Origin of the sequence: Herbaspirillum sp. GCM10030257 (assembly GCF_042666555.1) — a bacterium.
Classification (GTDB): domain Bacteria; phylum Pseudomonadota; class Gammaproteobacteria; order Burkholderiales; family Burkholderiaceae_D; genus Noviherbaspirillum.
Window position 1 is genome coordinate 14674 of the sequence record NZ_JBHTDH010000024.1, and the last position, 13181, is coordinate 27854.

Consider the following 13181-nt stretch of genomic DNA (forward strand, 5'->3'; position numbering starts at 1 on the left):
TTAAGTTGGGCATGGCATGCTGAAAAAACAGACCGGGCAATAGACGCCTGGAAAAAATCGTGTGCCCGGCGCACCAGCGTCGTGGTCCAAGACAAGGAGACTGGCGATGACGATTGACCCCGTATTCTGCAGCGAGAAATCTCCCCAAACAGGCGACGGCATTGCAACTGCAGGCAGCGGCAAGCTGATGCTCATCACCCCGGATCGCATCTGTTACGCCGGCCTGCTCGGACGTCCGCAGACCAGGGAATTCGGCGCGCTGACCATCTACACATCGCTCGGTTCTCCGCTGCACGTCATGATCGGCAACAGTGGCTGGCAGAGTATGGAAATGTGCGTGGTGCCGCCCGATACCCCGCACCAGATCGCAACCGTCGATCGCCGGATCGGTGTCTACATGATCGAACCGGAGAGCATAGACATGACACGGCTGCCGGAGTGGCTGTCCGTGGAAAATGGGGGCGGGGCGGCGGCACCGTTGCCGCGTCTGCGCGAAAGTTTCCTGTCGCTCATCGACGGCACTGTCCACGTCAACACGATTCGCTCCCGACTCGATGAATTCATGCTTGGTGAAACCCTGCCAGCACGCCAGCTCGAGTGCCGCATGGCTACGGTGGTCAACCGCATCAAGCGCAATCCGTCCGACAGCATCGGCGCAGAGGAATACGCGGAACAGATCGACCTTTCGTTTTCACGCTTCCTGCATTTGTTCAAGGATGAGGTCGGCACCACCTTCAGGCGCTTCCGCGCCTGGAAGCGGGCTCGCAATTTCATGTCCTACGTCAACACCAACCTGAACCTGACCGATATCGCGCTGGAAACCGGCTTTCCTGATTCGTCGCACTTTAGCCATACCGTGCGCCGCTACTGGGGCCTGACACCCCGTGACATCATCGCCGGTTCTCGCAGCCTCGCCGTGATCAACGACGGCAGCTTCGTTTCAACGGCACACTGATGGACCTGAAAATCGACACCGACGAGGCCCGCAAGGCGAGGCGCAATGTCCGGACCCAGCGCCGGGCGGTCGATCCGGCCGTGCCGCGCGAACGCATACTCAACTCCGCAGCCTCCATGTTCCGCCAGCGGGGCTTTAAGGCAACGACGGTGCGCGATATCGCCGGCGAGGTCGGCATCCTGTCGGGCAGCCTGTTCCATCATTTCCAGTCCAAGGAAGAAATACTCCTGGAAATCATGCGGGAGGCGGCGTTCACCATCTGTGTGCGCGCGGAAAAGATCCTGGAAGACGCGCCTGCACCGGTGCAGCAACTGCGTGAGCTGGTGCGATTGGAGCTGGAAGCGATCGTGGCCGGAGCACGCAAGGATTACCATGCCGTGCTGTTTTTCGAATGGCGGGATGTGCCGGAAGCGGCCAAGCCGGAGCTGACACGGATGCAAAAGCGCTACAACCGTAGCTGGAAGCGTGCGGCCGAGGCCTGTCATGCAGCCGGACTGCTGCGCTGCGAACCGGAGGCCGCAGTGCTGATCCTGCACGGTGCAGTACGCGGCGCGATGACCTGGTTCAGGCCCAACGGCCGCTACAGCACCGAGGAGTTCGGCAATATCCTGACCGCGCTGGTCACGACCCACGACAACGATAAGGACAACAAGCAATGAGCGATACCCTGTTCAGCCTGCGCGGCAAGACGGTTCTGGTAACCGGTGCGTCAAGCGGCATCGGGCGGCATGTGGCTGGCGTGTATGCCCGCGCCGGCGCCCACGTGGTGCTGGCCGCACGCCGCAAGGAGCGCGTCGACGAGGCGGCGTCGGCGCTGCGCACCGAGGGTTTTGCGGCCAGCGGCGTCTACCTGGACGTTACGCGCAGCGACACCATCGCGCCCGCGTTCGACGCCGCCGAGCAGGCGGCGGGTGCGCCGCTGGACATCCTGTACAACAATTCGGGTGTCATCTACACCAAGCCCTTCATCGAGCAGGACGAAGCCGAGATAGTGCGCGTGTTCGACACCAACCTGAAGGGTGCGATGCTGGTCGCCCAGGAAGCGGCACGCCGCATGGCCGCGCGCCGCAGTGGCAATATCATCAATATCGCTTCCACCGCCGGAATGCGGGCCGGCGGTACCCTGTCGAGCTACTGCGCGTCAAAGGCCGGCCTGATCCACCTCACTCACGTCATGGCCCTGGAACTGGCGGGCAAGGGCATACGCGTCAATGCTATCTGTCCCGGTAATATCGAAACCGACATGCAAGAGTCACTCAAGGATTTCGAGCAGGCGCTGGTCAAGCGCACGCCGATGCGGCGCTTCGGTCGTCCGGACGACCTGGATGGCGTCTCACTGCTTCTGGCCAGCGATGCGGGACGCTACATCACCGGCGCCGCCATTCCGGTGGATGGCGGGCAGACATTGACCTGGATGTAAATGCCGCCGGGCAGCGACGCCCGTTTTCTTCTTTCTTCGACGAGAGTCCGCAATGGCCGACGAAATCCTGACGCGCACCGAAGGTGCGGTACTGATCCTGACCCTGAACCGCCCCGAGGCACGCAACGCCGTCAACCAGGCGCTGGCGGAGGCACTGGCGCAGGCGCTCGCCCACTACGACGCCGACCCTAATCTCCGCATCGCGGTGCTGACCGGCGCGGGTGGCTGTTTCTGCGCCGGCATGGACCTGAAAGCCTTCACCCGAGGCGAGCGGCCTTCGGTACCCGGCGCAGGCTTCGCCGGCATCGTCGAGCGCCCGCCGGCCAAGCCGCTGATCGCCGCGGTCGAAGGCTATGCGGTCGCGGGCGGGTTCGAGATCGCGCTATCCTGTGATCTGATTGTCGCCGCCGAGAACGCACGCTTCGCCTTGCCTGAAGTGCGGCGCGGGCTGGTGGCGGCGGCGGGCGGCCTGCTGCGCTTGCCACGTCGCCTTCCCTACCACCTCGCGATGGAACTGGCGCTGACCGGCGACACGATCGATGCGCCACGTGCGGCTTCGCTTGGTCTCGTCAATCGCATTGCACCGCCTGGGGAAACGCTCGCCGCCGCGCTGAAGTTGGCGGCCGCGATCTCGGAAAACGCTCCGCTGGCGGTAATGGCCAGCAAGCGCATCATCGCCGAGTCGGGATCCTGGCCGACCGAGTCGTTGTTCACCCGGCAGGCGGCAATCGTCGATCCGGTGGTGAAATCGGAGGATGCCCAGGAAGGCGCGAGGGCGTTTGCCGAGAAGCGCGCGCCGCTCTGGCGCGGCGTCTGAGCCTGCTGTCGCGGCCGCGGCCGCGGCCGTTCACTCCAACCTGACACACGTACCCGATTGGTTGCCGCCACGTATCAGCGTCAGCCTGAAAGCGTCGCCGGCGGCATACCAGCTTTCCGCCGGCTGTTCTCCAATGCATGACGGGTCGCCAGGGCTACGCGGCCCTGCCTCAACCAGTCTTCCCGTCTTTCAGCCACTTAACGCAAGCCTGTCAATACCGACCCTGATAGCTTAAGGCTTTCATCAGAACACCGGAATGACATGAGCGATCTGGCCACCCTGCAAGTCCACGGCACCATCGGCGTGCTGCGTATTCATAATCCACCTGTCAATGCCCTGTCCCCCGGGGTGGTGCAAGGCATCAAGAATGCGGTCGATCAGTTCGAGGCCGACCGCACGCTGCAGGCGCTTGTCGTACATGCGGAGGGCCGGACCTTCGTTGCAGGCGGCGACATCGCGGAATTTTCAAAACCGGGTTTCGAGGCAAAGACCTACAACAGTACCCTGGCCCGCATCGAAAGCCTCGACCGGCCGGTGATCGCGGCTTTGCACGGCACCGTGCTGGGTGGCGGTCTTGAACTGGCAATGGCCTGTCACTACCGGATCGCCGCAGAAGGCACCCGCTTGGGTCTGCCCGAAGTTCTGCTGGGCATTTTGCCCGGCTCGCTTGGCACCCAGCGCCTGCCGCGTCTGGTCGGCGTGCGCCTCGCGCTGGACATGATTCTGAGCGGCAAGCCGATCGACGCCGCCAAGGCGCTTGAATCCGGATTGGTCGACGCGTTGGTGGAGCCGGCCGGGAACGACCGCTTGCTGGAACGCGCCCTCGCGTATGCACAGGAACTGCTCGCTGCAGGCAAGGGTACGCGCAGGACGCGCGACCGCACGCCTGCCATGGAAGGCATCGAGCCGGACTTCTTCGACAAGGCACTGACGGAAGCAAAAACGAAAAAGGCCGCCTATCCGGCACCACAGCGCATCGTGCGCTGCGTCGAGGCCGCCGCGACCTTGCCTTTCGAAGAGGGCGAGGCAGTCGAAGCGACATTGTTCGAGGAATGTAGGGTGTCGCCACAGTCGGTGGCGATGCGCCATCTGTTTTTTGCTGAACGCGCCGCCGGTAAGATCCCCGGCGTTCCCACCGATTTCACGGTGCGCCCGATGCGCAAGGTCGGCGTGCTCGGCGCCGGCACAATGGGTGGCGGCATTGCGATGAACTTCGCCAATGCCGGCATCCCGGTCACCATCGTCGAGACCAACAGTGAAGCATTGGAACGCGGCCTTGGTATCGTGCGGAAAAACTATGAGGCAAGCGCCGCCAAGGGCAAGCTGCGTCCTGACGACCCGGCAAAGCGCATGGCCTTGCTGACCGGCTCGCTAAACATCGAGGATCTGGCCGACTGCGACCTGGTGATCGAGGCCGTATTCGAAAACATGGACATCAAGAAGCAGGTCGCAAAGCAGCTGGGCGACGTGTGCAAGCCGGGCGCGATCATCGCCAGCAACACCTCTACCTTGGACGTGAACATCCTGGCGCAAGCCAGCGGCCGGCCAGCGGATTTCCTGGGTACGCATTTCTTTAGCCCCGCCAATGTGATGCGCCTGCTGGAAATCGTCCGCGGCGACGCGACGGCTCCGGACGTGCTTGGTACCGTCGTCAAACTGGCGCGCACGATAGGCAAGGTGCCGGTCGTCTCCGGCGTTTGCTACGGCTTCATCGGCAACCGCATGCTGGAGCCGTATCTGCGCGAGTCCGAGTTCCTGATGATGGAAGGCGCGACGCCGGCACAGATCGACGCCGCGATACAGTCGCTCGGCCTGCCCATGGGGCCGTGCCGCATGCTCGATCTTGCGGGGCTGGACGTGGCTGCCAAGGTCGTCATCGAACGCGGCAAGGCCGGCGGACTCCCCGACGACCCATCGTATCGCGCAGTGGTGCAGAAGATGATGGAAGTGGGCCGCTTCGGCCAGAAAACCGGAGCCGGTTATTACCGCTATGATGGCCGTACCCCGGTGCCCGATCCGGAAGTCGAACGCATCTGCGTCGCGCTGGCCGAGCAGCATGGCATCGCCCGTCGCAACAGCAGCGACATCAGTGACGAGGAAATCATCGAGCGCTGCGTGTACCCGCTGATCAACGAGGGCGTAAAGATCCTGGAAGAGGGAATTGCATACCGGCCGGGCGACATCGACCTGGTTTGGGTCAACGGCTACGGCTTCCCGGATTTCCGTGGCGGGCCGATGCACATGGCCGACGCAATCGGCCTGCAAAAGATCGCTGCCCGGCTCGACCACTACGGTGCAGAACGGGACGACCGACATGACTACTGGTCGCGCGCCGGCCTGCTGACCGAGATGATCACCGGCGGGCGCAGCTTCGCCGACTGGCCGTTCAAATAAACTCACCTTAACCGGAGCTCGACATGAATGAAGCTGTCATCGTTTCCACCGCACGCACGCCTATCGGTCGTGCCTTCCGCGGTTCGCTCAACAACATCAAATCCCCCACACTGATGGGTCATGCGATCCGGCATGCCGTCGCGCGGGCCGGCGTGGAAGGTGGCGAAATCGACGACGTAGTGATCGGCGCGGTCCTGACCGCAGGAACCGCAGGCGGCAATCTCGGCCGTACCGCTGCGCTGGCCGCCGGTCTTCCCGACACCGTTTCCGGACAGACGCTGGACCGCCAGTGTTCGTCGGGCCTGATGGCCATCGCCACCGCCGCCAAGCAGATTATGGTGGACGGAATGAAGATCACGGTCGCCGGTGGCCAAGACAATATTTCGGCGGTGCAGAACCGCTACATGGCATGGACGGCGGAGGAAATCGATCCCAACGTGGTGGCTGCGGCGCGCCATGCCTACATGCCAATGCTGCAGACAGCGGAATTCGTGTCAAAGAAATACGGGATTTCGCGCGAGGCGCAGGACAGCTATTCGGCTGAGTCGCAGCGGCGCACGGCGCATGCGCAGCAAAGTGGGCGGTTCGATGACGAAATCGTGCCCATAGGCGCCACGATGGCAGTGGTCGACAAGGAAACCAAGGCGGTCAGCTACAAGGACGTCACGCTCGCGCGCGACGAAGGCAATCGTCCAGAGACCACATTGGAAAGCCTGGCCGGGCTCAAGCCGGTAATCGAAGGCGGCGTGGTCACGGCGGGCAACGCCAGCCAGTTGTCGGACGGCGCCTCTGCCTGCGTGCTGATGGACCGCAAGCTCGCCGAGCAGCGTGGACTTGCGCCGCTGGGCATCTATCGCGGCATGGCGGTGGCTGGCTGCGGACCCGAGGAAATGGGCATCGGTCCGGTGTACGCGATTCCAAAGTTGCTCAGGCAGCATGGCCTGTCGGTCAAGGATATCGGCCTGTGGGAGCTGAACGAAGCCTTCGCCTGCCAGGTGCTGTACTGCAGGGACAAGCTCGACATCGACCCTGACAAATACAACGTCAACGGCGGCAGCATCTCGATCGGCCACCCCTACGGCATGACCGGCGCTCGCCTCGTAGGGCACGCGCTGATCGAAGGCCGGCGCCGCGGCGTGCGCTATGTGGTGGTCTCCATGTGCGTCGGCGGGGGCATGGGCGCGGCCGGGCTGTTCGAGGTTGCCTGACAGGTGAACAGGTGGCCAAGCGGCATGGCTTGACGCCTGATCCGGTTAATACCACCTGCACGCAGACGCAGGATGACTGGTTATAAAGAGACGAGGAGACAATATGCGCGATACGACGCTCACAGAAGCAGTGCGCCGCCAGTACAGGGAACGCCCCGACGCCACCGCCTTCATTACACCGGAACGTATCTGGACGTTTGCCGACATTCATGCCGAATCCAACCGGGTGGCACAGGGGCTCGCCAGTCTCGGCATCGGCCCCGGTGACCGCGTGGCCTGCCTGACCAGGCAGACCGAGGAAGCCGTGGTGCTGCTGATGGCCGCCTGCAAGATCGGCGCGGTCGGCATGCCGGTCAACTGGCGCCTGGCACCACCAGAGATCGAATATGTACTGAACAACGGCGAAGCGAAGTTTTTAATGGTGGATCAGGTTTTCCAGGACGCCGTTGCGCGCATCTCGGTACCCGCGCTGCGCCTGACTGTCGCCACCGATTCCGGCTCCAAGCTGCCTGTCTTTGCCGACTGGCGCGCCGAATTCAGTCCCGAGGACACCGGGGCTGACGGGCGTCCGGAAGACACCGCCCTGCAACTGTTTTCGTCGGGCACGACGGGGCTGCCCAAAGGCATCGAGCTGACCCATGCAAACCTGATCCTGATGAATGAGCTGTATGCAGAAAATACCGGGTTCGATGGCGAGCGTTCGGTCTTTTTCAATGCCTTGCCGATCTTCCATATCGCCGGGATCAACAGCGCTTTCATGCCGCTGATCGAGGGCGGGCGTAACGTGCTGCTGCCTGATTTCGATCCAGCCCGTGTCATCGCTGCCATCAGCGAGCACAGGGTCAGCCATACGTTCCTGGTACCGGCCATGGTGCTTTTCATGTTGCAGGTACCCGGTGTCGAGCAGGCGGATTTTTCCTCACTCAAGCTTATCGCGTACGGCGGCTCGCCGGCCGGGGAGAAGCTGTTGATCGACGCGCAGCGCGTTTTCCGCTGTGGCTTGCTTCAGATATACGGCATGACTGAGGCGGCCGGCACGCTGACCGCGTTGTCACCCGGGGACCACGATCCGGGTGGCCCGCGCGCGCATCTGCTGCGCTCGGCGGGCAAGCCGATCCGCAGCGTCGATCTGCGCATCGTCGACCCCGGCACGCTCGAAGACGCCAGGGACGGCGAAGTCGGAGAGATCTGGGTGCGCGCCTTGCACAACATGAAGGGTTACTGGCGTAATCGCAAGGCAACGGATGACGTCTTCCCGCAGGGGCGTGACGAGCGTGGCGGATGGATGCGCACAGGGGACGCCGGCTATCTGCGCGACGGTTACCTGTACATCCACGACCGCATCAAGGACATGATCATTTCCGGCGGGGAAAACATCTATCCCGCCGAAGTGGAGAACGCGCTGTCGTATCATCCGGCGGTGGCGGAGTGCGCGGTGATCGGCGTGCCCGACGAAAAATGGGGCGAGGCCGTCAAGGCATGCGTGGTCCTCAAGCCAGGGCTGAGCGCTGACGCCCGCGAAATCATCAACTTCACCCGCGAGCGCCTTGCGCATTACAAATGCCCGAAGTCGGTCGACATCGTCTCCTCGCTGCCCCGCAATCCCTCGGGGAAACTGCTCAAGCGCATCCTGCGCGAGCCTTACTGGAAGGGTATCGAGCGGCAGGTCGGCTGACCCGGATCACCGCACAGGGCTTGTATCCAAGTCATCCATCCAAGTCCTACGCATCGCCCCGGTGCTGTCACAACGTTTGTCTCTTGGCCCGCTCGCTCGTCGCGCATGCGGGCCTTTTTTCGGCTGTCGAATAATGCATACCGAACGGCATGAAACCGCGAGCACCCGATGCAAGATAAACCACGCGATGTTTAGCACGTTTACGCAAGACAGTTATGCGCAAGCGTCGGTAACCTGCCTTCAAGACAGCAACACATAAGCGGCACCATAAGCCGCAATGCTGCATCCCACTGGAGACAAGAATGCAAGTGAGACCTGCAATAGCGCTTGGCCAATGGATCACCGAGAGGGCAGACCGCGCCCCGCAGCGCAAGGCGCTGACCTTCCAGGAACGGACATGGACCTATGGCGAATTCGTCGGCGAGATCGACCGGCTGGCTGCGGTCCTGCGGCAGGGTGGCATCGGTCGCGGCGACCGGGTGGGTTTCCTCGCATTCAATCATCCGCTGTTCCTGGTAAGCCTGTTTGCGGCATCCAGGCTCGGTGCGATCTTCGTGCCGCTCAACTTCAGGCTCACAGGCGCCGAACTCGAATTCATTATCAATGACGCCGGCGTGCATACGCTCATCGTCGGTCCCGACCACCAGCCCGTCATCGAACCGGTGCGCGCGGCACTCGGGTGCACGTGCTTCTATGGCTTCGGCATCGAGGCCGCAGCCTGGCCAGACGTCAGGCGCGCCATGGAAAACATAGACCCGTTGCGCGAGGCGGCGGAGCTTACTGACGACGACATTGCGGTCTTGATGTACACCTCCGGCACGACCGGTCGCCCGAAAGGGTCGATGATGACCTGCGGGAATATCTGGTGGAACAACGTCAACGAACTGGTCGCCCTGGATATCATGAGCAGCGACGTGCTGCTCACTTATGCGCCGCTATTCCACGTTGGGGGCCTCAACGTCCTGACCCTAAGCTGCCTGCTCAAGGGCGTCCATGTGGTACTGCACCCGACCTTCGATCCGGCAAGGGTGATCGCCGACGTGGCCCGATACAAGGTCAACCTGATGTTCGCGGTGCCGGCCATGCTGCTGTTCATCAGCCAGCATCCGGACTTCGAACAGGCCGACATGTCTTCCGTGCGGTCTGTCATGGTCGGCGGTGCGCCCTGCCCAGAAGCGCTGCTGCGACTGTTCAATGAGCGCGGCATTGCGGTCAATCAGGGCTATGGCCTGACCGAGACCGCCGCCATGGCCAGCTTCCTCACACCGGAATGGTGTTGGGAAAAGATGGGATCGGTCGGCAAGCCGCCGATTCTCACCCGCATGCGCCTGATCGACACCGAAGGCAAGCCCATCACCAAACCGCATGTCAGGGGAGAGGTATGCGTGCGCGGCATGAACGTGACGCTCGGCTACTGGAATCGCCCCGACGCCACCCGTGACGCGATCGACGACGACGGCTGGTTCCGCACCGGCGACATCGGCTACATGGACGAGGACGGCTTCTACACCATCTGCGATCGGGTCAAGGACATGGTGATTTCCGGGGGCGAGAACGTGTATCCCGCCGAAGTCGAGAGCGTGTTGTACGAGCATCCAGCTATTGCCGAGGTTGCCGTGATCGGAGAACCGGACGAAAAGTGGGGCGAGACCGTGGTCGCGGTGGCCGCTCTTAAGCCCGGCGCCGAACTGAGCCTCGAACAACTGCAGGCATTCGCCGCCAGCAAGCTGGCGCGCTACAAAGTTCCGCGCCAGCTTCGGCTGGTGCCAGCCTTGCCCCGCAATCCAACCGGGAAAGTCTTGAAATACCGGCTGCGCGAGCAGTTCAGGCAAGCAGTGCCGGAATAACAGTGCAGCGGTGCCCTACTCGGCTCGCCGCCGGCGGCCGCAATTTATCGACAAGGAGACAAGGATGTTTAGATCAATTGTAGTAACCATCGGCGCTGTCGCGGCCATGTCTGCAGCCTGGGTGGCGCAAGCGCAGAGCAGCGCGCCAATCCGGATCGCGCTCATCGCCAGCAAGACCGGGCCTTCCGAAAGTTTCGCCCGCGACACCGAGCGGGGCGTGCGCCTGGGACTGGAATACCTGACCAATAACACCATGATGGTCAACGGCCGCAAGGTCGAACTGATCGTCAAGGATGACCAGTTCAAGCCGGAACTTTCCAAGGCATTGCTGGCAGAAGCCTATGGCGACGACAAGGCCGACATCGCCATCGGTACCAGCTGGTCAGGCGGTGCGCTGGCGATGATGCCGGTAGCGGCCGAATACCGCAAGGTCTTCATCGCCGAGCCGGCGATCGCCGACTCCATCACTGGCGAAAAGTCCAATCGCTACGTGTTCCGCGCCAGCCGCAATTCCTTTCAGGATGCGCTTGCCACCGCTGTCACCGCCGGCAAGGGCGCCAACATCGCGTTTCTTGCTCCCGATTACGTGTATGGCCGTGACGGCGTCAAGTCCTTCAAGGACGCGCTGACAGCGATCAAGAGCGATGCAAAGGTAGTGCACGAGGAATACATTCCCTTGTCCACCAGCGACTTCACCGCGTCCTTCCAGCGCATTGTCGACGCGCTCAAGGACAAGCAGGGACCGAAGAAACTGTACATCGTCTGGGGCGCGCCGAATCCGATCAAAAAGATCGCTGACATGGGTCCTGAGCGTTACGGGATACAGATTGGTTCGGTCGGTGGTGCCAGTCTCGATTACATGAAGAACTGGCCGGGCCTGGATGTCGAAGGAGGAACGTTCTACTACTACGCCTTCCCCAAAAACAAGATGAACGACTGGCTGGTCGCCGAGCACCAGAAGCGTTACAAGGTTCCGCCAGATCTTTTCACCGCCGGCGGCTTTGCAGCCATTTCCGCCGCAATCGAAGGCATCCGCAAGGCAGGTTCGACTGACACCAACAAGCTGATCGCGGCAATGGAAGGCATGACCTTCGAAACACCGAAAGGGCCGATCACCTTCCGCAAGGAAGACCATCAGGGCATGCAGGTGCAGTATCACTTCCGCACAAAGAAGACCGCGCAGAACGAATGGGACTTGCTTGAACTTGTCCGTGAAATCCCGGTGACGGAAATGCCGGTGCCGATTCACAAGCGCAACGGCAGCTGATTCTTGCTGCGCCGCATGCCAATGGCGTGCGGCGGCCCCCCCACCGCACCTAGATCCCAAGTGAACATGAACCAGAGTACTCTCCCTGACGAGCCTAACGCGCCGCAGCCAACGCTGGTCACAAGCGGGCTGACCATCCGTTTCGGCGGCCACGTCGCCGTCAGCGAAGTCAGCGCCGCCTTCCATGCCGGCACACTGACCGCGATCGTCGGGCCGAACGGCGCTGGCAAGACAACCTACTTCAATTTGATTTCCGGCCAGTTGCGCCCTTCATCAGGCACGGTCCTTCTAAAGGGCGAGGACGTCACGCGCCTGCCGCCGTCGAACCGCACGCAGCGCGGGATGGGACGCGGCTTCCAGCTGACCAATCTGTTTCCAGGGCTGTCCGTGCTGGAAAATGTCCGGCTGGCGGTACAAAGCCGGTACGGCAAGGGAGTCAGCCTCGGAACCATGTGGTCGCGCCACACCGAGCTGATCGAACGGGGCGACCATTGCCTGAACGAGGTACGACTGTACGAGAAGCGGCATGCGTTGGCCTCGTCGCTCTCGCACGGCGACCAGCGCAAGCTTGAGGTGGGCATTCTGCTGGCGCTTGAATCCGACGTGTTCATGTTCGACGAACCGACTGCCGGCATGAGCGTTGATGAAGTGCCGGTCATTCTCGGCCTGATCCAGAAGATCAGGGAACAGAAGGGGAAGACAATTTTACTGGTCGAACACAAGCTTGACGTCATCCGCTCTCTGGCCGACCGCATCGTGGTGCTGCATAACGGCTGCCTGGTGGCGGACGGACGGCCGGGCGAAGTGATGGCTTCTGCCATCGTCAAAGAAGCCTATCTCGGAACCAAGGTGGCCGCCCATGCCTGAAACCTCCAATGAAATTCTTCTGCAGATGTCCGGCGTGCACATGCATGTCGGTCAGTACCATATTCTCCAGGGAGTCGATCTGGTCGTGCCGCGCACCGGGATGACCGTCCTGCTGGGACGCAATGGCGCTGGCAAGACCAGCACCTTACGCACCATCGTCGGCATGTGGAAGGCCAGCCGCGGCACCGTGCGTTTCGATGGAAGGGACATCACACAGGCGGCTACGCCAGACATCGCAAGAAGTGGCATCGCCTATGTTCCCGAAAACATGGCCATCTTTTCGGATCTCACCGTACGCGAGAACTTGTACCTGGCGGCACGCGCGGGCAGGATGGATGAGGGTCGGCTGGACTGGATCTTCGGCATCTTCCCCGCCCTCAAACGGTTTTGGGAGAGTCCCGCGGGAAATCTCTCGGGCGGGCAGAAGCAGATGGTCGCGATTGCCCGCGCCATGATTGAACCACGCAAGCTGTTACTTATCGATGAGCCGACCAAGGGACTGGCGCCGGCCATCGTGCAGCATCTGATGGAGGCGCTGCAGCAGCTCAAGGCCACGGACACCACCATTCTGCTGGTGGAACAAAATTTCAATTTCGTGCGCAACCTCGGCGATACGGTGGCGGTGATGGATGACGGCCACGTCGTTCATGCCGGTAGCATGGCCGCGCTTGCCGCAGACCCGGATCTGCAGGAACGCCTGCTCGGGCTCAGCCTGACCGAACACTGAAGGA

General features: G+C 62.3%; 11 protein-coding genes. All 11 read left to right on the plus strand.

All coding sequences use genetic code 11. The features are described from left to right. The first annotated feature begins 106 nt into the window (after positions 1-106). The 11 genes from ACFQUU_RS23580 (at position 107) to ACFQUU_RS23630 (ending at position 13177) form a co-directional block, all read left to right on the plus strand. The gene (locus ACFQUU_RS23580) at positions 107-955 is read left to right on the plus strand and encodes a helix-turn-helix domain-containing protein (protein WP_382250564.1); all 849 of its coding nucleotides are present in this window, start codon (positions 107-109) and stop codon (positions 953-955) included. Then, a complete protein-coding gene (locus ACFQUU_RS23585) occupies positions 955-1614 on the plus strand; it encodes a TetR/AcrR family transcriptional regulator (protein ID WP_382250565.1) in 660 nt (219 codons plus the stop codon). Before ACFQUU_RS23580 ends, ACFQUU_RS23585 begins: the two co-directional genes overlap by 1 nt. Beyond that, on the plus strand, positions 1611-2375 hold the full coding sequence (locus ACFQUU_RS23590) for an SDR family NAD(P)-dependent oxidoreductase (RefSeq protein WP_382250566.1): 765 nt from the start codon (positions 1611-1613) through the stop codon (positions 2373-2375). The genes ACFQUU_RS23585 and ACFQUU_RS23590 overlap by 4 nt, the downstream gene beginning before the upstream one ends. 52 nt (positions 2376-2427) lie before the next feature. Beyond that, positions 2428-3192 (plus strand): crotonase/enoyl-CoA hydratase family protein, encoded by a 765-nt coding sequence (locus ACFQUU_RS23595; RefSeq protein WP_382250567.1) that lies wholly within the window; start codon positions 2428-2430, stop codon positions 3190-3192. A 261-nt stretch (positions 3193-3453) separates the two neighbouring features. After that, positions 3454-5586: a 3-hydroxyacyl-CoA dehydrogenase NAD-binding domain-containing protein gene (locus ACFQUU_RS23600; RefSeq protein WP_382250568.1), complete on the plus strand. Its 2133-nt coding sequence runs from the start codon at positions 3454-3456 to the stop codon at positions 5584-5586. Positions 5587-5609: 23 nt separating this feature from the next. Then, the gene (locus ACFQUU_RS23605) at positions 5610-6794 is read left to right on the plus strand and encodes an acetyl-CoA C-acyltransferase (protein WP_382250569.1); all 1185 of its coding nucleotides are present in this window, start codon (positions 5610-5612) and stop codon (positions 6792-6794) included. A 103-nt stretch (positions 6795-6897) separates the two neighbouring features. After that, positions 6898-8469: a long-chain-fatty-acid--CoA ligase gene (locus tag ACFQUU_RS23610; protein WP_382250570.1), complete on the plus strand. Its 1572-nt coding sequence runs from the start codon at positions 6898-6900 to the stop codon at positions 8467-8469. 302 nt (positions 8470-8771) lie between these two features. Beyond that, complete coding sequence (locus ACFQUU_RS23615) at positions 8772-10316, plus strand: long-chain fatty acid--CoA ligase (protein ID WP_382250571.1); 1545 nt, start codon at positions 8772-8774, stop codon at positions 10314-10316. Between the two features lie 64 nt (positions 10317-10380). Next, a complete protein-coding gene (locus ACFQUU_RS23620) occupies positions 10381-11583 on the plus strand; it encodes a substrate-binding domain-containing protein (protein ID WP_382250572.1) in 1203 nt (400 codons plus the stop codon). A 66-nt stretch (positions 11584-11649) separates the two neighbouring features. Further along, positions 11650-12450 carry an ABC transporter ATP-binding protein gene (locus ACFQUU_RS23625; RefSeq protein ID WP_382250573.1) on the plus strand — a complete coding sequence of 267 codons (801 nt, stop codon included), beginning with the start codon at positions 11650-11652 and terminating at the stop codon, positions 12448-12450. Beyond that, entirely contained in the window at positions 12443-13177 is a 735-nt protein-coding gene (locus tag ACFQUU_RS23630; RefSeq protein ID WP_382250574.1) for an ABC transporter ATP-binding protein, read from the plus strand. Before ACFQUU_RS23625 ends, ACFQUU_RS23630 begins: the two co-directional genes overlap by 8 nt. Positions 13178-13181 lie beyond the last annotated feature (4 nt).

What these genes read in the sequence shown, in the direction of transcription:
- ACFQUU_RS23580 (WP_382250564.1), top strand. Translation starts at nt 107, where the DNA reads ATGACGATTGACCCCGTATTCTGCAGCGAGAAATCTCCCCAAACAGGC.
- ACFQUU_RS23620 (WP_382250572.1), top strand. Translation starts at nt 10,381, where the DNA reads ATGTTTAGATCAATTGTAGTAACCATCGGCGCTGTCGCGGCCATGTCT.
- ACFQUU_RS23615 (WP_382250571.1), top strand. Translation starts at nt 8,772, where the DNA reads ATGCAAGTGAGACCTGCAATAGCGCTTGGCCAATGGATCACCGAGAGG.
- ACFQUU_RS23600 (WP_382250568.1), top strand. Translation starts at nt 3,454, where the DNA reads ATGAGCGATCTGGCCACCCTGCAAGTCCACGGCACCATCGGCGTGCTG.
- ACFQUU_RS23595 (WP_382250567.1), top strand. Translation starts at nt 2,428, where the DNA reads ATGGCCGACGAAATCCTGACGCGCACCGAAGGTGCGGTACTGATCCTG.
- ACFQUU_RS23585 (WP_382250565.1), top strand. Translation starts at nt 955, where the DNA reads ATGGACCTGAAAATCGACACCGACGAGGCCCGCAAGGCGAGGCGCAAT.
- ACFQUU_RS23610 (WP_382250570.1), top strand. Translation starts at nt 6,898, where the DNA reads ATGCGCGATACGACGCTCACAGAAGCAGTGCGCCGCCAGTACAGGGAA.
- ACFQUU_RS23605 (WP_382250569.1), top strand. Translation starts at nt 5,610, where the DNA reads ATGAATGAAGCTGTCATCGTTTCCACCGCACGCACGCCTATCGGTCGT.
- ACFQUU_RS23625 (WP_382250573.1), top strand. Translation starts at nt 11,650, where the DNA reads ATGAACCAGAGTACTCTCCCTGACGAGCCTAACGCGCCGCAGCCAACG.
- ACFQUU_RS23590 (WP_382250566.1), top strand. Translation starts at nt 1,611, where the DNA reads ATGAGCGATACCCTGTTCAGCCTGCGCGGCAAGACGGTTCTGGTAACC.
- ACFQUU_RS23630 (WP_382250574.1), top strand. Translation starts at nt 12,443, where the DNA reads ATGCCTGAAACCTCCAATGAAATTCTTCTGCAGATGTCCGGCGTGCAC.